Here is a 23,995-nt window from a genome sequence, read left to right as displayed (position 1 = left end):
TTTATCCCCTTTCATATTAGATTTTTAAAGATTTATCCTATCCGGCTTAACAAAAGTTTCACAATCAATTATCAACACAAGTCTTTCGTTTAAGTTTGCAACACCTCTAAAAAACCTTTCGTCTATTTTCTCATATGTGGGTGGCAAAGGACTAATTTGGTCCTTATTTATCACAGCAACCTCGCTCACATGGTCAACAATAATACCAGCTAAAAAATCATCTATACTTATAACAATTACACAGGTCCTTTCGTTATATTCTTTTTGTGGTTTGGAAAGTCTCATTCTTGCGTCTATCACAGGAATGATTTTCCCCCTCAAATTAATTATTCCTTTAACATATTCCTCTTGATTTGGCACATAGGTTATGGGTATAAGTCCTATAATCTCTATGACATACTTAATCTCTATCCCATATAACTGGTCATCTACTTTGAATATAAGATACATATCTTTCATAGTTTCTTCAAACTCAGCTACTTTATTACTTAACAATTCTTCTTGCATTTTTCTCACCTACCTTTCAAGTAAAGCATCAATATCCAAAATAAATGCTATATTCCCACTTCCAAGGAGTGTACATCCTGAAATGCCTCTTACCTGCTTTAAAATAGCAGGCAGAGTTTTTATAACTATCTGTTGTTGCGAAATCATATTGTCAACAAGCAAAATACCATTTTTTTCACCATTCGTAATAAGTATTCCTAAATAATATGTTTTTTCTTTATTACGTATATCATTTCCATAAAAAATCTTGTTCAAATCAATTACACTAAAACATGTGCCTCTTCTGTACACAAACGGAACTTCGTTTTCCAATACTATCTGCTGCTTTTCAAGTTTAAATGTCTCTACTATTGAGCTCAATGGTACAACAAAAACATTGCCGTCAACATCAATTAACATTCCATCAATTATTGCTAAAGTGAGAGGGATTCTAATTGTAAATCTTGTACCTCTGTCCTTTTCAGACTCAACAAAAATTCTTCCCCCAATTTTTTGAATGCTATTTTTAACAATGTCAAGACCCACACCTCTTCCTGAATATTCTGTAGCTTCTTCTTTAGTAGAAAATCCTGGCTGAAATATTAATTCAAAAATTTCATCTTCTCCAATATCATCAGGTGAGTTTATAATACCTCTTTCTAAAGCTCTTTGTAATATTTTCTCTTTATCAAGACCTCTACCATCATCCTCAATGCTAATAACCACTTCAGACCCGCTATTTTTAGCACTTATATATACATTACCAGTTATATTTTTGCCTTTTTTTAATCTTTCTTCTTTGTCTTCTATTCCATGATCTACAGCATTTCTAATTATATGAATCAGTGGATCTGTTAAGTGTTCTATCAAAACTTTGTCAAGCTCAGTTTCCTCACCGGTGATATGAACATCAACTGGTTTTTGAAGTTTTGCAGACATCTCAATAACGGTCCTTTTTAGCCTTTGAAATGTTGAAGAAAGCGGTAGCATACGCATCGACATTGCAACTTCTTGAAGTTCTCTTATTAGCTTTGACATCTGAAGCGTTAAATTTTTGAAACTGCTATTCTCATCAGTTTTTATTTCTTGGTGTTGCACAATCATTGAAAAAGTTATTACCACTTCGCCAATGAGGTCTATTAGCTTATCAACTTTTTCAATATTAACATTTATCAGTTTATGAGTAGATTGTACAGCATTCTGCCATGAACTTATCTCTTTTGTTAAAGAAGCTTTTTCTGATACTTCTTCAATTTTAATATCTTTTACCCATGCAAAGTTTTCAAAAAGTTTAACTATATCTTCCTTTTTAAGTAAAGTTTCAATTGAAATAAAAAAACCATCTTTTTTGATTTTTTCTGAAGATGCCATATTAACCTCAATATCAGAAGGCAGGTATTCTAATACTTTGACATACTGTTTCAAATTTTGGACAATTAGAAAGGCCCTCAAATTCTCCATTTCCCAGCCTTCTTCAAAAAGCAACCTTATGTGATATCTTTTCTCGCTTTCGGTTTGCGCCTTACCATTTTCTGCTAAACTCATTTCAATCTTTTCGAAAACCTCTTCGATATTTTCTGCATCTTGAGGCTGCTGCAAGTTTTCTATACGATTTATCTGAATGGTTAAAAAGTCAACTAACTTCAACATGTCTAAAATAAAATTATCAAGGTTTATTGGTTGTTTACCTTCATCTCTCATACAAACAAAGATGTCTTCAACTCTGTGACAAACCTTAGATATGTTGTCAAACCCCATCATCGCTGAAGAACCTTTTAATGTATGGAAAAATCTTAGAGCTTCTGTTACTGCTACATCAAAGTTTCTGTTTCCTTCTTTGAGTTCGATAAAAATCCTCTCAAGTGAATTTACTATCTCTTTTGCTTCGCTCATAAATACCTCAAACATGGGGTCTTTTTGTACTTCATTCACAGTCTCACCTTCTCATCCTTTTATAAAGAGGCCAAGACCTTAACCAAATGTTCTTCTTTGTATGGCTTTACTATAAACCCTTTTGCTCCATTTAATACTGCCTCTTTTACTTTTTCTTCTTGTCCTAAAGCAGTTATCATGACAACTTTTGCATTCTTGTCAATCTCCATAATCTTTTTCAAAACTTCTATACCGTTCATCTCAGGCATTGTAATATCAAGAGTTACAATATCTGGATGGAGTTGCTGAAAAAGTTTTATGCAGCTTTTCCCATCACATGCTTCACCCACAACTTCAAACCCATATTTTTCTAATGTCTGTCTTAGAGAATACCTTACAAATGCTGCATCGTCTACTATTAAAACTTTTTTCATACAGCAATTTTCCCTCCCCGCAGGAAAAATAATATTCCTAATTTATTTTTACCCGAATTTTTTGTATAATAAACAAAAATCCTACACTGCACAAAAACTTTGCAGTGTAGGATTTTTAAGTATTTACCTTTCTTTATTTAAATAATCTCTATCAAATCCCTAATTATTTTTATAAACTTTTCCTCAACTAACTTTGTAACTTCTATGACCTCTTGATGTGAAAGTTTTTTTTCAAGAATCCCTGCTGCCATGTTTGTTATACATGAAACTCCAAATACTCTCATATTCATTTGTCGTGCTGCAATAACTTCCAAAACTGTTGACATACCAACAGCATCTGCACCAATAATTTTTAGCATCTTTATCTCCGAAGGCGTTTCATACGAAGGACCTTTTAAAAATGCATATATACCTTCTTTATAATCAACTCTATTTTTTTTGTAGACATCTTTTGCTTTTTCAATCATTTCTCTGTCATATGCATATGTCATATCAAAAAATCTTTCACCAAATCTCTCTGCTTCAGGTCCAATTGCCGGATTTTCACCTGAAAGATTTATATGGTCTTTTATCACCATCAAGTCTCCAGGAGAAAGCAGAGGCGAAATTCCCCCTGCCGCGTTTGTAACAATTAGGTTTTTCACGCCCAAAAGTCCAGCTGCCCTCACACCAATTACAACCTCTTGAGCCTTATACCCTTCATAAAGATGAAATCTTCCCTGAAAGGCTAAAACCTTTCTTCCTTTTACTATTCCAAAAACCAAGTTGCCCTTGTGTCCTTTGACAGTAGACACAGGAAAATGAGGTATCTCTGAATATTTAATCTCAATTCTATCTTCCATTGCCTCAACAAAGTTGCCAAGTCCACTGCCCAGAATAATAGCAACCTCTGGCACACTTGGAATCTTACCTTTTATAAACTCTGATGCTTCTTTTACTTTCTCATAATACGACATAAAAATCACCTCAATAGCTATTTTATCATAATTTCTTTTAAAAAACTCTCTCCAAACTTTAAAGGTTTTATATTCAAATATTCTGCTATTGTCTGACCAATATCAGCAAAGCTTTTTCTTGTTCCAAGGTCATGTCCTTTTTTAACATTCTGACCATATACAATAATTGGCACATATTCACGCGAATGATCTGTTGAAGGTGTTGTCGGGTCACAACCATGGTCTGCAGTGATTATCAAAATATCATCTTCTTTAAGCTTTTTCATGATTTCGGGAAGCCTTGTGTCAAAGTCTATTAAAGCCTTTGCATAGCCATGAGGGTCATTTCTGTGACCATAGAGCATATCATAGTCAACAAGGTTAGTAAATATAAGCCCGTCTTTTACTTCATCCATCATCTTGAGGGTTTTGTCAATCCCATCCATGTTCCCCTCTGTATGAATGCTTATGCTCAATCCTCTTTTTGCAAATATATCTTCAATCTTGCCAATACCTACAACTTCAAGTCCTGCCTCTTTTATATTATCAAGCAGTGTCTCATAAGGTGGTTCAACTGCAAAGTCTTTTCTGTTATATGTTCTGACAAAACTACTTCTGTCTTTTCCAACAAAAGGTCGTGCAATAACCCTTGCAACAAGCCATTTACCAACCAACATTCTTCTTGCTATCTCGCATATTTTATAAAGCTCATCAAGAGGAATGACCTCTTCATGAGCAGCAATCTGAAATACAGAATCTGCCGAGGTATACACAATAGGGTAGCCAGTTTTCATATGCTGCTCTCCAAGCTCTTTTATTATTTCAGTACCAGATGCCACTTTGTTCCCCAGCACTTTTCTGCCAATTTGTCTCTCAAATTCTTTAATAAGTTCCTCTGGAAACCCCTCAGGAAAAGTTTTAAACGGTTCTTCCAACACAACCCCTGCTATCTCCCAGTGTCCTGTTATTGTATCTTTACCTTTTGATTTTTCCTTGCTTTTCCCGAATACCCCAATTGGATTTGGATTTGGGGGTGTGCCTTTTATATCTGTAATATTTCCTATTCCAAGCTTGTACATGTTTTTTAGCTCTATGCCACCAACAGCATAAGAAGTATTTGACAAAGTGTTGCTGCCTTCATCACCATACAGTTTAGCATCTTCAAGTTCGCCTACCCCTACACTATCAAGCACAATCAAAACCACTTTCATCTTTGGATAATCTCCTTCCCAAAAATTAATTCGATTAGTCCTCTGAAACAATTGCAACACCAGAACTTGTACCAATTCTGCTTGCACCTGCTTCTATCATTTTAAGTGCATCTTCATAGGTTCTTATTCCACCTGAAGCTTTTATCTTTATTTTGTCACCAACAACTTTTCTCATCAAAAGTATATCCTCATACTTGGCACCACTTTTGGAAAAGCCTGTTGAAGTCTTTACAAAATCAGCTCCTGCAGCCATCACTATTTTACATGCTTCTATCTTCTGTTGGTCACTTAACTCAGATGTTTCAATAATCACTTTTACAATCTTACTTTTATACCCCCTTGCAATATCAACAATGTTTTTTATCTCTTCGTATACATAGTCTACATTTCCTTCTAACAAAGCTCCAATATTTATAACCATGTCTATCTCATCTGCTCCATTTTCAAATGCTTCTCTTGCTTCAAATATTTTAGTTTTCATAGTAGTTGCGCCAAGAGGAAAACCTATCACAGTTGCAACCTTCACAGATGTATCTTTTAAATACTCCTTGCAAACCTTCACATAGTATGGATTGACACAAACTGAAGCAAAAGAGTATTGGATTGCCTCATCACAAAGCTTTTTTATTTCTGCATGTGTAGCATTTGACCTCAATAAAGTGTGGTCAATAAACTTTGCAATCTCTATTTTTGTCATTCTGTTTATTCACTCCTTATAATATTTTACATTTCAATAATAGCATCTTTTGTTATTTTAGCAAATATAACCTTTTTCTTCTCAACATATTCACGTGAAAACTCAAAAGCCTCTTTGACATCTGAAATAACTTCACTTAACTTCTTTTCATCGTTAGCATAAATTTTCGCATAAGGTTTCCCTTTCTCAATCCTGCTACCTATCTTACCAAAAAGCTGTATTCCAACTGAGTAGTCAATAACATCTTCCTTTTTCTGTCTACCGCTACCAAGTTTCAAAGCAGTTATTCCAAGTTTCAAAGCATCTATATCTTTTATATATAGGTCTTCTTCACATATCAACTCATAAACATATTTTGCCTGGGGCAGTAGTGAATAATCATTAACAACCTCAGGATTTCCACCTTGGTTTTGAATTATCTCTTCAAACTTTTTGAGCGCCCAGCCTTTTTCAATGCTTTCAATAAGTCTTTCTTTTGCTCTTTCTCTATCTTTCTCAATACCCGATAAAATCATCATCTCTGTTGCAAATTCAGTACAAAGGTTTCTCAAATCCTCATGCCCTCTTCCTTTTAATACCTCTATCGCTTCAATAACCTCTAAGGAATTCCCTATCATCAGTCCAAGCGGCTGATTCATATCAGTCACATATGCCACTGTTTCCCTGCCAGCCAAACTGCCAATCTCAACCATTGTCTTGGCAAGTTCTTTTGCATCCTCATATCTTTTCATAAAAGCACCTTTTCCAAATTTGACATCAAGAATTATCTTATCAGCCCCTGCTGCTATCTTTTTGCTCATAACAGAGGATGCAATGAGCGGAATTGACTCAACTGTTGCTGTAACATCTCTCAGAGCATAAATCTTTTTGTCAGCAGGAACAAGGTCTTTCGACTGTCCAACAATTGCCGCTCCAACCCTGTTGACAGCTTCAATAAACTCATCTTTAGAAAGCTCTGTCCTAAATCCCGGAATTGACTCTAACTTGTCAATTGTGCCACCTGTGTGTGAAAGTCCTCTACCTGACATTTTAGCAACCTTTACTCCAACTGATGCTGCAAGAGGTATTAGTACAAGAGTTGTTGTGTCAGCTATCCCACCGCTTGAATGTTTGTCAACCTTTATCCCCTCTATTTTACTCAGGTCTACCATCTCACCTGACTGAGCCATCAGCATTGTAAAAGTAGTCAGCTCTTCTTTTGTCATTCCTCGAAAATAAACTGCCATCAAAAATGCTGCCATCTGATAATCAGGAATTTCATCATTAATATACCCATTTATTAGAAACTCTAATTCATCCTTATTAAGCTCAAACCCATCTCTCTTTTTGCGTATAATTTCAGTTATCAACATAAAAATCTCACCTTCTTATTCATCTTTAAAGATTTATTTTGTAAACAATTTTAAAAGCTGCTCTACAGCAAAAGCACCTAAGAAAATCCCAAAAATACCCGCAATACCTGCCAGAGCATTTGGTGCAGGAATAGGTAGCTTGAGAATCTTAAATATTGCTCCAACTATAAAACCTGTGAGAAGCGAAAGAAGTATTGCCTTCAACCTTTGTGTACCCTCCTGAAAATCATTTTGTTTGACACTCTATAAATTAAAGCCATAAGGTAAAAGTTCTTTCGCGTTAGTTTCGATAATTTTAGTCATATCAAAGTTTGAAAGATATATTGTAGCATCTTTTGCAAGCTCAAGTATCACCTGCCTACACGCACCACACGGTGAAATAGGTTCATTTTGAGGACCGATTACAAAAATAGCTTTAATATCCTTGTGGCCCTCTGAAATTGCTTTGAAAAGAGCAACTCTTTCAGCACAGATTGTCAGAGAATACGAAGCATTCTCAATATTACAGCCTAAATACACTTTTCCACTTTGTGTTAAAACCGCTGCCCCAACTTTAAAGTTTGAATAGGGTGCATAGGCTCTATTCTGCTGTTCTTTTGCTAAATTCAAAATACCCTTTAATGTATCATCAATCTCGGTTAAGTATTTCATCTTTTTATACCCTCTTTCTTACAATGTAGAATCTAAACTTTTTGGGTGAAAAGAAATTTGAAGAATATAATATAGGAGTATCACTTTGGTCAAAATGTATTTGGTCAAACAAAAGTACGACATCGTTTTTTTCAAGCTTCAACTTTTTATATACTTCATTTTTTTCAGCAAGCATTGGAATTATATCAGAAATTGCATATGCAATATATATTCCCAAATTATCATTTAAATAGTCAAAAAGTGACTCTCCTTTAAATTCAAATTTCTCACCAAAAAGCTTAGCAGGAAGTCTATCTATGCAGTATACAACTGGTATGTTGTCGGCAAGTCTTACACGTTCAATTTTTATAATCTCTTCATTTTGATTAATTTTCAACATATGTGCTTCTTTTGCATTCGGGTAAGTCCGTGTAACAATTACATCTTTTGTATGTGGTTGATACCCTTGCTTTTTCATAAGTTTTGTTATGCTTTGTAGTTCTTCCATACCTGTTTGTAAAATGGGTCTTGATGCAACAAAAGTGCCTATTCCATGTTTTCTAATAACATATCCTTCCTCTTCTAATATCCTCATTGCCTCTCTTAAAGTAGCTCGACTGACTCCGAAAAATTTCGCAAGTTCTACCTCAGACGGAAGCTTATCTCCCTCTTTGAATTTTTCTTCGATAAGGTGCTTTAACTTTCGCAACACCAATTCATACCTGGGTGGATAAACAATGCTCTCTGCACTCTCCACAGTCCACCCACTCCTTTCCCTTATTTTTTAGGTCTGTAAGGTATACCGTCAGCTGCCGGAGCAACACTTTTGCCGCCTATTCCAATCAATGCCAAGATTGTAACCACATAAGGCAACATCATGATAATGTTTTTTGAAATTGATGATTCTTGCAAAGTATAGCTCAGGGCCGTTGCAAAACCAAATAAAAGTGATGCTAAAAATGCCCCAACAGGTGTCCATTTACCAAAAATCATGGCAGCTAAAGCTATATAACCTCTTCCTGACGACATCTCAGGTGAAAAACTGTTCAAAACACCAATTGAAAGATATGCCCCACCAAGGGCTGAAAATGCTCCACCAATAATTACACCAAGATACTTCATCTTTACAACATCTACACCAGCTGTTTCAGCAGCTTCTGGATTTTCACCAACAGCTCTCAGTCTCAGCCCAACAGTTGTTTTAAACAAAAACCACTGGCTGAGTACTATCAAAACAAACATAATATAAACCATCACATTTTGACCACTTAGAACCTGGCCAATTATAGGAATCTTATCTATAATAGGTATCTTAACATCAGGGAGTTTTGGTGTGTCAAAAGGTGTCCCTTCAGGACCATATATTGGATTGAAAAGATAAGCAGTGATACCCGATGCAAATATGTTAAAAGCCATACCAAGGACTATCTGGTTTGCGTACATTTTTGCAGCCGCCCACGCAAATACATATGCTACCAAAATACCTGAGATTACTCCAGCTAAAAGCCCAAGCCATGCATTGTGAAAATATGCTGAAAATGCAACAGAAACAAATGCAGAAATTAGCATTATCCCTTCCATAGAAATATTAACAACACCAGCTCGTTCAAAAAAGTTCCGCCAATTGCCGGAAGTGCAAGCGGCACTGCCATTGCAATGGTTGATGCCCACAAATATGGATTTGTAAAAATACTGAGTATATTCATCTTACTCTTGACCTCCTACCGGTTCCAACTTTGATTTTCTGGTTTTTATCTTTTCCATAATAATCCTGTAAAGCTCTTCAATTGCAATAAAGAAGATTATAAGCCCCACTACAACATCAGCGAGCTGGCCAGAGATATTTGTTTGCATCTGCATTTCCTGCGCCCCTGTTGAAAGTCCTGCCAAGAAAAGTGCTGCTATCACAACACCAATTGGATTGTTATTTGCAAGAAGTGCAACAACTATAGCAGTATAACCATAACCTGAAGTAAAGCTATCATATAGCCTGTGCTGCACTCCCATTATCTGAACAGCCCCTGCAAGACCTGCAAATGCACCCGAAAGTCCCATAGCCAAAACAAGTTTTTTTTGCAACATTTATACCTGCATACTTTGCAGCTCTCATATTAAAACCTACTGCTCTGAGTTCATAACCTATTGTGGTTTTGTACATGAGAATATAAACCACCACAACTGCTAAAATTGCAATAAAAAGTCCACTTGACAGCTGTGTATTTGGCACTAAAATACTTAGCTTTGCACTGTCTTGAATTAGCGGCGATTGAGGTATTGTCCCTTTGTCTATCATCGGCCCGCCTTCTAATAGATAGTGGCTAAAATAGATAGCTATGTAGCTCATCATCATAGTTGTAATAACCTCATGAGCACCAGTGTAAACCTTTGCCAACCCCGGAACAAGTCCACCCCACAGTGCACCTGCTATCATAGCACAGACAATTATTAAAGGAATGTGCAGATACCATGGAAGACCTTTTATCTGGTACCCAAGATAAGTCGCAACAATTGCACCTATCCAAAACTGTCCTTCAGCACCAATATTAAAAAGACCAGAGGAAATGCTATCGCAACACCAAGGCCTGTTATTATCAGTGGTATTGCATTTGTCAACGTTGTTGCAAAGTCCATTAGATTCCCATAAGCGCCGCTAAAAAGTGCCAAATACGCATAAATAGGATTTTGTTTTGCTGTGATTAATATCACAATTCCGCCTACAATCATTGATATAAAAATAGCAATAAGTGGCATTAAAATACTCTGTAAAGCTTTTTTTACCATCACCATTTTAAGCCTCCTTCTTTTTCTTGCCTGTCATCAAAAGTCCTATATCTTCTTTTGTTGCAGTTTTGCTATCTAATATATCCATAATTCTTCCAGAGTACATCACAGCAATCCTGTCAGACAGGTTCAAAATCTCGTCAAGCTCCAAAGAAACAAGTAGTATTGCCTTACCACTGTCTCTAAGCTCAATGAGCTTTCTGTGGATGTACTCAATCGCACCTACGTCCATCCCTCTTGTCAGCTGAACAGCAATTAAAAGCTCTGGGCTGCTTGAAAACTCTCTTGCCAAGATTACCTTTTGCTGATTGCCACCTGAAAGGTTCTTTGCAAATAGTCTAAAATCTGGTGGACGCACATCAAATTCATGAATGAGTTTATCAGCCTTATGAGTTATAATCTTATAATTTAAAAATCCTCTATTTGAATATGGTTTTTTGTAGTATCTTTTAAGCACAATATTTTCTGCAACTGTAAAGTTCAAAACAAGTCCATCCTGTTGCCTGTCTGCTGGAATATAAGCAATTCCTTTTTCATAACGTTTGCGTGTGGGAAGGTTTTGAATCTCCTGGCTATTGAAAATTATCTTTCCTGTCGATGGAATAAGTCCTACAATAGCTTCTACAAGTTCATTTTGTCCATTCCCATCTACACCTGCTATACCAAAAATCTCTCCTCTTCTTACTTCAAAACTTACATCTTTGACCTTTCAATATCGTTTTTCAATTTAACTGTCAGATTTTCAATCTTTAAAACAGTCTCACCTAACCGCGGTTCACTCTTTTCAACCACAAGTTTAACCTCTCTTCCAACCATCAAATTTGCAAGTTCCTGTTCGTTGGTTTCTTTTGTATTCAAGGTCTTTATTGTTTTTCCTCTTCTCATAACAGTTACTCTATCTGAAATTTCCATAACCTCATCAAGCTTATGGCTTATAAACAGTATGGATATTCCCTGCGCCTTGAGGTTATTTATAATTTTAAAAAGCTCTCTTGTCTCTTGAGGTGTGAGCATTGCTGTTGGCTCATCAAGTATTAAAAGCCTTGCATCTCTATAAAAAGCCTTTAATATCTCTACTCTTTGCTGCATACCTACACTTAAATCTCCAACTTTTGCTTTTGGGTCAATTTCTAAATTGTATTTCTTGGAAATTTCAAGAATTTTCTTCTCAGCTTCCTGAACATTAAATCTAAAACCTTTTGGTTCAAATCCCAAGACAATATTTTCAGCTACCGTAAATACAGGTATCAACATAAAATGCTGATGAACCATTCCTATTCATTTTACAATTGCTTCATGAGGTCCTTTGACCTCAAGTTTTTGCCCTTCAAAATATATTTCTCCAGAATCAGGTTCATAAAGACCATAGATTATATTCATCAAAGTAGACTTTCCAGCACCATTTTCTCCAAGTATGGCATGTACCTCACCTTTTTTAACATCTAAATACACATTATCGTTTGCTTGAATATTACCAAACCTCTTAGAAATACCTTTGATTTGCAAAATATACTCCATATCCCTGTCCCACCTGTCTTTATATTCTTTTTATTATTTCAATGACAACCTTTTTTAGCTTCTCTATATTTTCTGAAAACACTCTCAAAACCTCTTCATGCGAAACAGGTTTTACACCCGGGTCATCTTCTAAACCCGCATCATAGTCCGTCACAAGAGTTACATTTAAATACTTTATTCCAAGCTCATTTGCCAAAGCTACCTCAGGATACTGAGTCATTCCAATAACGTCAAACCCCATCTTGGAGTACCATCTGCTCTCAGCTAAAGTAGAAAATCGCGGTCCCTGAATAACTACACATGTACCTTTTTTATGAAATCTATATCCAAGTTCTTCTAAAACATTAATTGCAATTTCTCTCATCTGCTCATCATAAGGCTGTGCCATTGAGGTGTGCTTTACATTTCCAATATCCGAAAATGTGTCCTCTCGTCCCCATGTTCTGTTAACAAATTGGTCAACAATCACGAAATCACCTGGTGAAATTTCTTTTTTTAGACTCCCACAAGCTGTTGTGGATATAATCCTGTCAACACCAAGTTGTTTTAATGCATATATGTTTGCTTTGTATGGAACTTTGTGTGGGGGATAAATATGCTTTTTACCATGTCTCGGAATAAACGCAACTTCTTTTCCTTCCACCATGGAAATTGCTATTTTATCACTTGGTTTGCCATAAGGTGTTTCAATCTCAATCTCCTCAAAATTTTCCAGAAAAGAGTAAAATCCAGAACCACCTATTATTCCTATCATATGGATTAAATCCCCTTTCTATTCGTATCATAAACCTGTATATTGTCGAAAGGCCTGCTGTGATATTAGATATTGCCCAGCAGGCCTTTAAAACTTACATGGTATTACTTTACTTCTGTTGGTATCTTTATCTTACCAGCTTTTATATCAGCAATTACCTTGTTTATTTTGTCGCTCACACTCTTTGGAACACCTTTCATAAATGGTGCAAGTCCAACACCGTTGTTCTTTAAATCAAAGTAAATAATACCACTCTTGAATTTACCATTTAATGTATCTTTTATAACACTATATGTTGCAACATCAACTCTCTTCATCGCAGAGGTCACAACAGTGGTTGGTGCAACATAACTCTGGTCTGAGTCAACACCAATTGCATAAACTCCCTTTTCTTTTGCAGCTTGGATAACACCAAGACCTGTCTGTCCAGCTACCTGGAATACAAAATCTGCACCCTGTGCTATTATAGAAAGCGCTACTTGCTTACCTGATGCTGGGTCATCAAACTTACCAGTGTATTTGATTATAACCTTTGCCTTTGGAATCTCTCTCAAAACACCAGCTTTAAAACCTGCGATGTATCTGTCAACAGGTGGAATCTTCATACCACCGACAACTCCAAATACATTCTTTCCAGTTGTTTTGCCAAATTTAGCTTTTTCAAGCAAAGCTGCTGCAACACCTGCTAAGTACCCTGCTTGTTCCTCTCTGAACATAGCTGAAGCAACATCAGGAAGATTAGAAATTTCAGAGTCAATAATTAAAAATTTTGTCTTTGGAAACTGCTTTGCAACTGTCACAACTGAATCGTGCATTAGAAAACCAACTGCAATAACTAAATCGTAATTAGCTTTTGCAAGTTTTTGTATGTTTGGAATATAGTCTGTCATCTGCTTTGATTGAATAAGAGTTGCTTTGATTTTAAGCTCCTTTTCAGCTCTTTTCAATCCTTCATATGCAGACTGGTTGAAGCTTCTGTTATTGACACCCCCAACGTCAGCGACAAGGCCTACTTTAAAGACTTTTTGCGATGTAGACCCATTTGCCATGTTCCAAGATACATTCAAGCTTAGCAAGAGTGCAGCAATCACAACAAGACTTAACACCGCAAATAATCTTTTTTTCATATTCTTCATAAAATGCAAACCTCATTTTTTATTTTTTAGATGTCAGACATCTAACATCTGACATCTGACACTATTATTTTATAATTTTTGTTCAAAAAAGTCAATATGAAAATTTGTAAATTTGTGAACTATAATATAAAAGGCTGCTTCATTGTGTTACAGCCCCTTGCTACAATTATTGTTTTACATATACAATTCTTTTACCTTCTCGTGAACCATGTACTCTAAAGTGTCATCCAATTTTTGAAATTGCAAAGTATCAAAAGAATATTTTCTTTCAAGAGCTTTTTTGAGCATATAATCTGCAATATGTGGATTTTTAGGTAGAAGAGGGCCGTGCAAATATGTGCCTATAACGTTTTTATAAATTAGCCCCTCAAACCCGTCCTTTCCGTTATTGCCAAAACCTTTTAGGACCTTGCCAAAAGGTTGATAACCATGATATGTTCTACCACCGTGATTTTCGTAACCAACAACTGTTTTTGGAAAAACATCTAATGTTGTTTCAATGACTATATTCCCAATTAGCCTTTTACCTTCAGACTTAGTATAAAAATCTAATACTCCAAGTCCTTTTATTACATTTTGGTTTGCATCAATATAAGCCTCTCCCAAGAGCTGATACCCTCCACATATTGCAAGCAGGCAAACTCCATCTTCGATCAAACTTTTAAGCAAATCTTTTAAGCTTAGCAAATGACTGTACATAATTCCTTGCTCCCTGTCAGATGCCCCTCCTAGCAGGATTATATCTGCAGTTTTTAAAATGTCTGCGTTAGAATTGAAACTATATTCAACTATATTTGCTTTTATACCTCTCCATTCACATCTTTTTTGTAGCGTAATAATATTACCTCTGTCACCATATAAGTTTAAAGCTTTTGGAAACATATTCACAATGTTTAGTTCCAAATCAATCACCTCACGGTCTTTTCAAATTCTCTATTATTTTTTTGGTCTTAAACAAAGCTGTGTACGTGGGAAGAATGTAAATCTTATTAACTCCTTCTAACGCAATTACTTTTTTCAAATCTCTTTCAAAATCAAGAAACTCAAAGTCTTTTAATTCAAAACTACTGTATTTAACTCTCAGCGCTATATCCTCTTTTCTTTTGCCACCAAAGAATAAAGCTTTTATATTCTTCACTTCGCTCAAAATATCAAAATCAGCATCCCAAATCCACGATACATCTTTACCATCAGCAGCGTTGTCATTGAGAATAAAAACAATTGCTTTAGGACAAGGATCCTCTGCTATTATCTTCAGCGTTTCACTCATACCAATTGGATTTTTGACAAGAGATATTACTACTTGCTTACCATATACCTCTATTTCTTCCATACGCCCAAGTTTGTTTGTAAAAGTCTCAACACGTTCTTTTATTTTATTCGTTTCTATCCCCAGTAACATAGCTACAGACATTGCTGCACAGACATTGTAAAGGTTATAAATTCCGCCTAACTTCAACCTGATCTCTTGAATTTTTGTGTCATGTTCTCTATCAATAAAGTCAAATATAAAACCGTTATTTTTAGCCCTTATGTTGGTGATAAAAAATCTACTCTCAGGATTTTTATATCCGCATTTTAAACAGTAGTATTTACCCAAGTGTCCCACGTTATAAAATGTATACTCAAGCTTACCATTACAAACTGGACAAAATCGTGAATCAAGCGTTACATTTGCCAACCTGCTGAGCGCATTCTCATCAACACTGTAAAAAACCTTCTTTTCTCCATTGTAACTTGCTAAATTCGGGTCATCTGCATTTATCAGTGCCAAAGCACCATTTATATGCCCCAAGATAAGCTCTTTTACTTTGTCAAGCTCGCCATACCTGTCAAGCTGATCTCTGAAAATGTTTGTGGTTACAAAAATGTCAGGTTTTAAATGCTTAGTAACCCTTGGCAACGACCCTTCGTCAATCTCAAAGCATCCTATGTCATAACTTTCTTTAAGATTATTTAAAAAAGCTCCCACAAGTCCATTTGCCATATTAGAACCTTTTAGGTTAGAAAGGACAACTTTATCACTATTTATTAGCCAATGTATTAAATTATTAGTTGTAGTTTTCCCATTTGTACCAGATACAAAGATTTTCAATTTACATCTTCTATCAATCTCTTTTAAGATATCCGGACAGATTCTCAAGGCAATCTTACCAGGTGCGCTTGTGGCATCTTTTCTTAAGAGCTTTAGTAAAAATCTCACTGTATTTCCTGCAAAAATAGCAATATAAAACCTTAAATTTTTCAATCCCTTTCATCTCCTTGTCCAAAACTACTTTATAAAGATAAAAAGCAAGGCATAACCTTGCTAACTTTCATGATCAATATTGCATTTTTTATACTCAGCTACAGACCTTACGCACGTGGATGCGCTTTTTGATAAACCTCTTTTAACTTAACATTTGCTATCTGAAGGTATCGCTGCGTAGTTGAAATATCAGCATGCCCAAGCATCTGCTGGACAGCTCTAACATCTGCTCCATTTTCAATTAGGTGTGTTGCAAAAGAGTGTCTTAATATGTGTGGGGTTATTTCTTTGTTTATCCCAGCAATTGCAGCATAGAATTTTACAATCTTCCAAAAACCTTGTCTTGTCATTCTTGATCCATTGAAATTTAAAAAAAGAGCCTCTTGTTCTTTATTTCTTGCAAGATATGGTCTTGAATGCTTTAAATATTTCTCCACCGCCTCAATTGCATAAGTGCCGATTGGAATAACCCTGTCTCTTTTTTTATTTCTACATATAATGTAGCCATGCTCAAGATTGATGTCTGAAAGATTAAGATTAATTAGCTCACTTACCCTGATGCCTGTTGCATACAACAACTCAAGCATTGCCTTGTCTCTAATGCCTTTTATGTCATCTTCTTTAGGACAACTTAAAAGTTTTTCTACCTCATCTTTGGTTAAGATTTGTGGAGGTGTTTTTTCAAGTTTGGGTGGGTCAATCTCTATCTTCCCTATGTCTACTATGTTTTGGTCTTTTAGAAACTCATAGAACACTTTTAGCGAAACAATTGATCTTGCTATCGTGCTGTTTGACTTTCCACTCTTTTGCATATTGATAATATATGTGATAATGGTAGCCTGAGAAGTATTCTCAATTTTTATCCCAATACTATCTAAAAACTCTATGTATTTCTTTACATCTCTTAAATAAGACATTACTGTATTTTGTGAAAACCTCTGCTTTTGACATAAATGCTGGTGAAAAACTTCTACTACATTCATCTATATTCAAATCCCCTCTTCTTATAGATTCCACAAATTACTCTTGTAAAACCTCAAATTAAAGTACATGCAAATCTTGACACTATAGAGCCAATTATTACTATTCCGCACATCAACACTGTTACTACCAATCCTATTATGAGATTTAATTTTCTTTCAAATCTAAACGACCTTTCCTTAGCTACAAAGTTGGTAAATGAGTACAAAATAAGTATAATCAAAAGTAATAAAACAATCAATTCTCTTAATAATAGATAGACAAAAAAAAATGCCATTGCACGAAAACCATAAACGCCGAAAAAAAATGGCTGTTGTTAGCCCAAATACAAACCCTTTCAAAACAATAACTCCAATATTTAAAACTTGCAAGTACTTGTTGAGATTTGAAAGCCCCCATATTGTAAGGTATGATAAAATAGAAAATATAGAAAAAAAGACTACATTATTCCAATATTGATTATTAGCATTTTTTGCATTGTTTATTAAAAGGATTACAAAATCTTTGAGTTGGCTTTTTTGTTCTTTGCTCAGTAAAAAATAAAAATTTACACCAAAAGTAATACTTAGCAAATAAAGTATTAAAATAAACAAAAATAACAGTTTAATCTTTTTTTCATTTTCTCATTCTTTGCTTGGGTCTTTAATTTATAGTAAAATAATATGTCAAATACAAGACAATTATTACCAACCAGAGGGAGAATAGAATATATAACCTCGTGATTTAAAATAGAGATAATTTACACTCTTGTATAGGTTATTTATAAGTGCTTTATCAATTCTCAATACAATCTTACCATCGTACAACTTAAAGGTGGTCTTATCGTAACCTGGGAGAACCTTGAACATATACCTATCTTCTGGTAAGAAAATTTGCTTGCGAAATTCCACTGTCAAAAAAAGAATAAGAAAAATTAATAAAAGCAGCAGCATACCTCCTCTTGTTATTCTAACATAGGACTTATACTTAAGATATCTTTTGTATCTGCTTTTTCTCAAAAACTTTCACCTTCCCATAATAGCATCATCTAAAGCCTTTGCAACAATATGGCAGCTTTTTAATGCCTCATCAAGTGTATTGCCATTGGTTCCAATCTCAATTATCAATGCATATGGTGATATGTGCTGGTTGTACCTTGCTGCTGAAATATTTATAGGTTTTGTAATTTGCGGGCAAATCTTTATAAGATTTTTTTGTAGGTGAAGTGCAAAGGTTAAATTTTCACGCCAAAAAGGATGATAAAGCCCCAGCTTGTCTGTTCCAACAACAAGCATAACCTTTGCAATCTGCTGCCCAAATGCAACTGTTGAAACTTTTATCTTTTTTGAGCCATCTCCTATTGCGTCTCTGTTTGTATCTATAAAAACTTTTATATCAGGATAATCTTTTTTACATTTTTCAATTACCTTCAATGACCTTGCATAAGACCCTTTATATCGGGATAGTCGTTTATATCTTTGCTGTGATACACCTTGTATCCATACTCCTTTCAAGAATCCTTTTAAGTTCTTCTCCCACCCTTACAACATTGTAATTGAAATCTAAGGTTCTATCGCTTGTACCTGAGGTATAAACAAACTTCTTCGAATGATTTTCATAACTTTCGGTTGTATGCGTGTGATAGATGAGAATAGAAGGCCTTTTGCCATTGTAAATCTTAAACTTTGTACTGAGTGCCATAGCAATGTCTATTTTATAACCTGTTTGATTCATAATCTCAATGTTGTAGAAAAAAGAAGAATTAGACTGAATATTGTTTAGATACTTTTGAAATTCAATATTTTCATAAATCTGATCTTGTTTAGATTCGCTGTCGTAATGTTCTTTCTTCTGGTCATAAATGATTACAACTGCATTATCTTCATACAAGTTTTGTTCTTCAAGTGTTTGAACACAATATGTTGCAAAGATTGGATGAAAAAATCTTATTAAATTTTCTATTTTGAGAAGATTATTGAGGTTCCCCTTATTCGCTAAAAAAGGTGCGTTAAAAGAGATAAGTTCTTTTGAATATTGAAAACAAAGACTTATCACACTCTTGTTTGAAAACACAAATCTATTTACCAAAAGCTCTACAACTATTAATACACCAATCATTACAACACACCCAAATCTTTTCAAATCAATAACCTTCACCATTTACACATATCTCCCTCAAAAGCAAGACCAGTAAAAGCTTTCTTGTAAAATCTCTATTCACATAAAAAAGAATTTATTCTCTCTCGGTAAAAAACTCAGTTCACATATCTAAACTGGTCATTTTCTTTGACCTTGGGATGAATCGCCATATTGATGCCATCAGCAATCACTGTTGAGAGATTCTCAACAATTCTATCTATGTCTTTTGGTGTGACAAATAAATTGCCATAATAGGGAAATATAACTTCTTTGATTAGATTAAACCTATCTTCATCAGGTATACTCTCAAGAAGCTGGTACAAGGGTGAAGATTTCTCTATTTCACTTTTAAGTCTTTCAAGTAAAAGGTCTATTGCGTCATTTGCAATGATTGCAGCATCAACCACCATTGGTACACCTATAGCAACAACCGGCACTCCAATCGTTTGCTGTGTAATACCTTTTCTTTCATTCCCAATTCCAGCTCCTGGAAAAATTCCTGTTTCCGCTATCTAAATTGCTGTTGAGATTCTCTCAAGCCTGCGGGAAGCTAAAGCATCGATTGCAATAATCAAATCAGGATAAACTTTTTGAACAATTTCCTGAATTATCTCGCTTGTTTCAATACCAGTAATACCCAAAACACTAGGTGAGATTGCACACACAGACCGGATGCGTCTATCTTGTACCCTTTCAGGAACAAATTCAAATAAATGGCGGGTAATCAAAACCTTTGAGACAACCTTAGGCCCCAGCGAATCAGGTGTTACATTCCAGTTGCCAAGACCTACAACAAGTATTGTACTTTTTTGAGAAAGCTTCATTAAGCTTTCTAACTCATCAGCTAATATCTTTGAGACCTTTTCTTGTACTTCAAAGTCCTCATCACGCAACCCATCAGCCTCAATTGTAATGTAATTTCCCATAGGCTTTTGTAAAATTGCCTCACCTTTGACTGAATTTATCTTTACTTTTGTTATCTTTATTTTTTCATCAAATTCTCCTCTTTCTTCAACTTCAACACCCTCAATTTCTCTTCCCAAACCCTTTTGAACAATCTCTCTTGTTTCAAGGGCAAGGTCTGTGTGAATCTTAAACATTCCTATCTCTCCTTCATAGAAACTCTCTTCTGAAATATTATTATCAACAGGTTTGAAATTATTAAACCTTAAAAAACATATCAAAAGGGAACTGTAGCAAAAGATGTTGCCACAGCTCCCCTCTTTCAAAAGGGGGTTATTGCCTTTCTTTCAAGGCCTTTTCTGCCATCTCGATAGCTTTTCTGACGATGTTTCCACAGTCGCGAGATTTTACCTCTCCCCAACCATACTTTGCGACAACGTCGTACACTCCAAGTTCTCTTGCTATCTCCATTTTAAGCTCTTCTGACATAATCTTTTGCCTTGCCAAGGCTAACCCCCCTTTGCGGTTTTATCACCGCAATTTTTAATATGCCCAAATGAGTCTCTTTTTATTATTTTTCATACTTTACATCGAGAGGATACCATTTGGGTCTTTTATTATCTCTAAGATGTTTTCTTCTCTGCCTGTGATTGCATTGATATATTCTGCAAAATATTTTCTATCGTATTTTTCCATAAATTCGTACGTGAATACTTCTCTGCCTGACTCAAGTGGAATTATGCTAAGTGAAACACTTTGAACATCAAAATTTCTGCTCATAAGTCTTCTTGCTTGTGCTTCAGTTATTGCTGGTTTTGGAATTTTTCTGTTTGTATGAGACATATAATATGCTGTTGCGTCAAAGCCAACCACCTGCCCTGTATCAAGTGCTATTCGCACTTTAACCATGTCAGAATATATCTTTACACCATTTTGCTGATAGATATAGTTTATAAGAGCTGTGTTGTCTTGTTTTAGATAAAAAGTATCTACCATGTTGGTAAATCCTTTGCTTTTTAAAAACTTCAAAACATTTTCTTTTGCCTTTGAAACACCAATTTTAGCTACAGAAGTAGCTTTGTTATCTATCATCCAGATAACCTTTCCACCTTTTTTAGAAATTGCTATTGTGATGGTTCTATCTCTTGCTCTTCTGTCAGGGATTATCTCAAAATTAAAGGTTTTAATCCTGTCACCTGAAAGCCCCAAATAGCTAATCACGTCAGCCTTTTTGATATTCAAAAAATCAAGTGCAATTTTCTTTGCCTCATCTCTATTGATTATATTATCTGGAAGTCCTCTTGGCACCTGCCTTGCAATATGGTCGGAAAAAGGTCCATCATATATCAGAGTTGGATAATCTTTAAAACCTGCTTCCACTGCAAGCATACGGCTGCTTGTGACATTTTGACTAATTCTTCTAAACCTTGACGTCCCAACTATTCTTACCTCACCCCATCTAAGTCTTTCTTGGCTTATCTCAATAGCAAGTTCATTTAAGCTGTTGCTCAGCTTATCTGCATAGCTGCGAAGTTTTTTTAGTTGTGCTTTTTGCTGTTAAGTTTCCTTTTTACCGTTCATAAGTTGCTTAGAAAGCGAAAAACTCAAATCACCGACCTGCGTCAGATACTTTGCTGTCTTCTCAAGTGCAACATTATTTTCAATAGGAAGCTGACCAAGGTTTTCCTGAGCTGCAAAAGCATTTCGCCAAACTTCTGTATATAAAATAGCTCTTGGTTTATCATCAGCAGAAACATCAGCTTTTGATAAAAGCGATTGTATGTTTTGAACATACCCAACCATATCAAAAAATGCTCTGTGCCACATATTGGTAAGATAATTGTGATAGTTTGCTTTGCCCTTATACCGATTTACACCCCAAAGAGCTAAGATCACTAAAATTCCAAGCACAGCTGCCATAATACTCCAAAGCCTTACGCTCTTGAGCCTCTCTTTTAACTCTTTATATCCACCTAAAATACTTAAAGCAGTATCAGCTCTTTAAGTTTAGTAGTAAAATTTTGTATTTATAGCTTTTAAGATAAGCTATTTTGCAAATCTATGTTTGCCAATCACGAGTACAACCTTTCTACTCCATATCCACTTATTTGTAGTTTTTGCAGGATTATAATAGTAAATGCATCCATTTGTTGGATCCCAGCCATCTAATGCATCTCTTGCAGCCTTTAATGCTGTTGGTTCAAGCTTTGCATTAATTTGTCCATCTGACACACTCGTAAAAGCGCCCGGCTGGTATATAACACCGCTTATTGTTTTTGGAAAACCGGGATGTTTTGTCCTGTTTATTATAACCGCTCCAATTGCAACCTGACCAATATATGGCTCTCCTCTTGCCTCACCATTTATAACTCTTGCCAATAAATACAAGTCTTTGTTTTGATAACTTGTTGATGCTTGTGTTGTGATAGACTCTTCTTTGACTTCTTTTTCACTTCTTTCAAAGCTTTTTCAAGTCTTTTTTCAATTCTTTCATCATTTGCTCTTTTGAGGTCATACATAAACTTTGCAGAGTAAACACTTAGGAAAAATCCAATTATCAATAGGAAAATAAAAATGGTATATTTTTTCAAAAGCTTTTTCACTTTTACAAAACCCCCAGTTAAAAAGTCTTCTTAAAATTATTTTTTGTAAGCTTGTTTTTATTATTCAGGTTTGTGATAAAATAAATTTAAAATTGAGTTTTTAAAAAGAAAATGAGGGAACAAAAACATGAATATTTTGATACTGAGTCTTGACGCTGGGTGAGGACATTTTGCCGCATCAACTGCACTAAAAACTGCATTTTTGCAAAAAGATCCACAAGCAAAAGTAGAAATTGTAGACACCCTCAAAATTATTAGTCCAATACTTGACAAACTTGCAGTTGGAACGTACTTGAAAGCTATAAAAACAGTTCCATTTATATATGGCCTTGTGTATGATTCAACAGACAAAGACCCGCCCACACGCTTTAGCAGGACACTTTACGAAAAGTTTTACTTTGCATTCTACAAACTTTACAATATCATCACTGAACTAAACCCCGACGTGATAATTGAAACACATCCATCACCAGTTGATATGGTAAGCCAGCTGAAAAAACGTGGACAAATTAATATCCCTATAATTAGCATAGTTACAGATTTTACAATACACCCTTATTGGATTAACGAATATGTTGACTATATAATTGTCCACCACGAAAACTTGGTATATGAAGCTATTAAAAAAGGAGCTGTCGAAAAAAAAGTCCTACCTCTGGGCATTCTTATTAACCCATCTTTCTCAATAAATTACGAAAAAAAGCAAATTCTTGCTGAGTTAAACCTTGAAGACAAGCCAACAATTTTAATTATGGGCGGAAGTCTTGGTCTTGGAAATATTGAGGATATAGTTGAAATGGTTTGCAAAATATGCGATGAAATCTATCAAATAATTGTTGTTGCTGGAAAAAATAAAACTTTGAAGAAGTCATTAGAAGAAAGAGATTTTGGAAAAAAGATACATGTATTTGGTTTTATCGATTTTATAGACAAGCTCATGGCAATAAGTGACATCTTGATTACAAAACCAGGAGGACTTACTTGTGCTGAAGCACTTTCTCGTAAACTTCCAATGATTTTAATTTCTCCTATCCCTGGCCAAGAGGAAAGGAATACATTATATCTTATCAACAATGGTGCTGCGGCATATGTAAGAAATATTGAAAGTTTTGACATAGTCTTTAACCAAATAATAAAAAACCTTCAAAGGCTTGAACATATGAAACTTGCGTGTTCATTTTTAGCAAAGCCAAATTCATCAAATGACATTGTAGAATTTATAAAGGGAATGGTGCTCTAAAAGGCCCCATTCCCCTCTCTATAAAGACTTCTTTTTTTTATTTGTGGTTGTGGCAGAAACTTTGCTGGGTTTTGGTTCTCACCGTTGTATAAAATC

21 protein-coding genes and 6 pseudogenes are annotated in these 23,995 nt (G+C 35.1%); 1 reads left to right on the top strand and 26 read right to left on the bottom strand.

Translation table 11 applies throughout. The features are described from left to right. Positions 1-24 precede the first annotated feature (24 nt). The 26 genes and pseudogenes from OTJ99_RS04710 to OTJ99_RS12480 form a co-directional block, all read right to left on the bottom strand. On the bottom strand, positions 25-507 hold the full coding sequence (locus OTJ99_RS04710; RefSeq protein WP_045165036.1) for a chemotaxis protein CheW: 483 nt from the start codon (positions 505-507) through the stop codon (positions 25-27). A gap of 9 nt (positions 508-516) precedes the next feature. Continuing rightward, complete coding sequence (locus tag OTJ99_RS04705; protein WP_045165037.1) at positions 517-2,418, bottom strand: chemotaxis protein CheA; 1,902 nt, start codon at positions 2,416-2,418, stop codon at positions 517-519. A gap of 20 nt (positions 2,419-2,438) precedes the next feature. Further along, the gene (locus OTJ99_RS04700; RefSeq protein WP_013290864.1) at positions 2,439-2,792 is read right to left on the bottom strand and encodes a response regulator; all 354 of its coding nucleotides are present in this window, start codon (positions 2,790-2,792) and stop codon (positions 2,439-2,441) included. A 137-nt stretch (positions 2,793-2,929) separates the two neighbouring features. Next, a complete protein-coding gene (locus OTJ99_RS04695) occupies positions 2,930-3,748 on the bottom strand; it encodes a purine-nucleoside phosphorylase (protein WP_045165038.1) in 819 nt (272 codons plus the stop codon). A 17-nt stretch (positions 3,749-3,765) separates the two neighbouring features. After that, complete coding sequence (locus tag OTJ99_RS04690) at positions 3,766-4,938, bottom strand: phosphopentomutase (RefSeq protein WP_045165039.1); 1,173 nt, start codon at positions 4,936-4,938, stop codon at positions 3,766-3,768. Between the two features lie 34 nt (positions 4,939-4,972). Next, a complete protein-coding gene (gene deoC / locus OTJ99_RS04685; RefSeq protein WP_045165040.1) occupies positions 4,973-5,635 on the bottom strand; it encodes a deoxyribose-phosphate aldolase in 663 nt (220 codons plus the stop codon). A 26-nt stretch (positions 5,636-5,661) separates the two neighbouring features. After that, positions 5,662-6,987 carry a pyrimidine-nucleoside phosphorylase gene (locus OTJ99_RS04680; RefSeq protein ID WP_045165041.1) on the bottom strand — a complete coding sequence of 442 codons (1,326 nt, stop codon included), beginning with the start codon at positions 6,985-6,987 and terminating at the stop codon, positions 5,662-5,664. A 33-nt stretch (positions 6,988-7,020) separates the two neighbouring features. After that, entirely contained in the window at positions 7,021-7,191 is a 171-nt protein-coding gene (locus tag OTJ99_RS04675; RefSeq protein ID WP_039764261.1) for a XapX domain-containing protein, read from the bottom strand. A 39-nt stretch (positions 7,192-7,230) separates the two neighbouring features. Beyond that, complete coding sequence (cdd, locus tag OTJ99_RS04670; RefSeq protein WP_045165042.1) at positions 7,231-7,638, bottom strand: cytidine deaminase; 408 nt, start codon at positions 7,636-7,638, stop codon at positions 7,231-7,233. A 4-nt stretch (positions 7,639-7,642) separates the two neighbouring features. Beyond that, the gene (locus OTJ99_RS04665) at positions 7,643-8,374 is read right to left on the bottom strand and encodes a GntR family transcriptional regulator (RefSeq protein WP_083943505.1); all 732 of its coding nucleotides are present in this window, start codon (positions 8,372-8,374) and stop codon (positions 7,643-7,645) included. A 20-nt stretch (positions 8,375-8,394) separates the two neighbouring features. After that, positions 8,395-9,323, bottom strand: a pseudogene (locus OTJ99_RS04660) (ABC transporter permease). A gap of 1 nt (position 9,324) precedes the next feature. Next, positions 9,325-10,398, bottom strand: a pseudogene (locus OTJ99_RS13015) (ABC transporter permease). Between the two features lie 7 nt (positions 10,399-10,405). Beyond that, positions 10,406-11,916: pseudogene (locus tag OTJ99_RS13010) on the bottom strand (ABC transporter ATP-binding protein). 19 nt (positions 11,917-11,935) lie between these two features. Beyond that, entirely contained in the window at positions 11,936-12,670 is a 735-nt protein-coding gene (mtnP, locus tag OTJ99_RS04645; protein WP_045165043.1) for an S-methyl-5'-thioadenosine phosphorylase, read from the bottom strand. A gap of 104 nt (positions 12,671-12,774) precedes the next feature. After that, positions 12,775-13,797, bottom strand: coding sequence for a BMP family lipoprotein (locus tag OTJ99_RS04640; RefSeq protein ID WP_045165551.1), 1,023 nt, complete (start codon positions 13,795-13,797; stop codon positions 12,775-12,777). A gap of 183 nt (positions 13,798-13,980) precedes the next feature. After that, a complete protein-coding gene (locus OTJ99_RS04635) occupies positions 13,981-14,694 on the bottom strand; it encodes a type 1 glutamine amidotransferase (RefSeq protein WP_083943537.1) in 714 nt (237 codons plus the stop codon). A 25-nt stretch (positions 14,695-14,719) separates the two neighbouring features. Next, complete coding sequence (locus OTJ99_RS04630; protein WP_045165045.1) at positions 14,720-16,054, bottom strand: MurT ligase domain-containing protein; 1,335 nt, start codon at positions 16,052-16,054, stop codon at positions 14,720-14,722. A 107-nt stretch (positions 16,055-16,161) separates the two neighbouring features. After that, positions 16,162-17,037, bottom strand: a complete 876-nt coding sequence (xerD, locus tag OTJ99_RS04625; protein WP_045165046.1) for a site-specific tyrosine recombinase XerD — start codon at positions 17,035-17,037, stop codon at positions 16,162-16,164. 53 nt (positions 17,038-17,090) lie between these two features. After that, entirely contained in the window at positions 17,091-17,312 is a 222-nt protein-coding gene (locus OTJ99_RS04620) for a hypothetical protein (protein ID WP_269015426.1), read from the bottom strand. Between the two features lie 727 nt (positions 17,313-18,039). Beyond that, positions 18,040-18,447: a stage II sporulation protein P gene (locus OTJ99_RS04615; protein WP_269015425.1), complete on the bottom strand. Its 408-nt coding sequence runs from the start codon at positions 18,445-18,447 to the stop codon at positions 18,040-18,042. Between the two features lie 37 nt (positions 18,448-18,484). Then, positions 18,485-19,174: a stage II sporulation protein P gene (locus OTJ99_RS04610; protein WP_235374620.1), complete on the bottom strand. Its 690-nt coding sequence runs from the start codon at positions 19,172-19,174 to the stop codon at positions 18,485-18,487. A 95-nt stretch (positions 19,175-19,269) separates the two neighbouring features. Further along, a pseudogene (gpr, locus tag OTJ99_RS04605) lies at positions 19,270-20,253 on the bottom strand (GPR endopeptidase). Between the two features lie 136 nt (positions 20,254-20,389). After that, positions 20,390-20,563 (bottom strand): small, acid-soluble spore protein, alpha/beta type, encoded by a 174-nt coding sequence (locus OTJ99_RS04600; protein WP_045165048.1) that lies wholly within the window; start codon positions 20,561-20,563, stop codon positions 20,390-20,392. A gap of 78 nt (positions 20,564-20,641) precedes the next feature. Then, positions 20,642-21,445, bottom strand: a complete 804-nt coding sequence (locus tag OTJ99_RS12720) for a PepSY1/2 domain-containing protein (RefSeq protein ID WP_333782734.1) — start codon at positions 21,443-21,445, stop codon at positions 20,642-20,644. A 168-nt stretch (positions 21,446-21,613) separates the two neighbouring features. Further along, positions 21,614-21,976, bottom strand: coding sequence for a hypothetical protein (locus tag OTJ99_RS12715; protein ID WP_333782735.1), 363 nt, complete (start codon positions 21,974-21,976; stop codon positions 21,614-21,616). A gap of 126 nt (positions 21,977-22,102) precedes the next feature. Further along, positions 22,103-22,659: pseudogene (locus tag OTJ99_RS12480) on the bottom strand (cell wall hydrolase). A 127-nt stretch (positions 22,660-22,786) separates the two neighbouring features. Between OTJ99_RS12480 and OTJ99_RS12475 the strand changes: the two are divergent. Further along, positions 22,787-23,899, top strand: a pseudogene (locus OTJ99_RS12475) (MGDG synthase family glycosyltransferase). Positions 23,900-23,995: the final 96 nt, after the last annotated feature.

The sequence above is a fragment of the Caldicellulosiruptor naganoensis genome (assembly GCF_026914285.1).
GTDB lineage: Bacteria > Bacillota > Thermoanaerobacteria > Caldicellulosiruptorales > Caldicellulosiruptoraceae > Caldicellulosiruptor > Caldicellulosiruptor naganoensis.
Note: the sequence above shows the minus strand (reverse complement) of the source record. Positions and strands in the feature narration are given on the sequence as shown.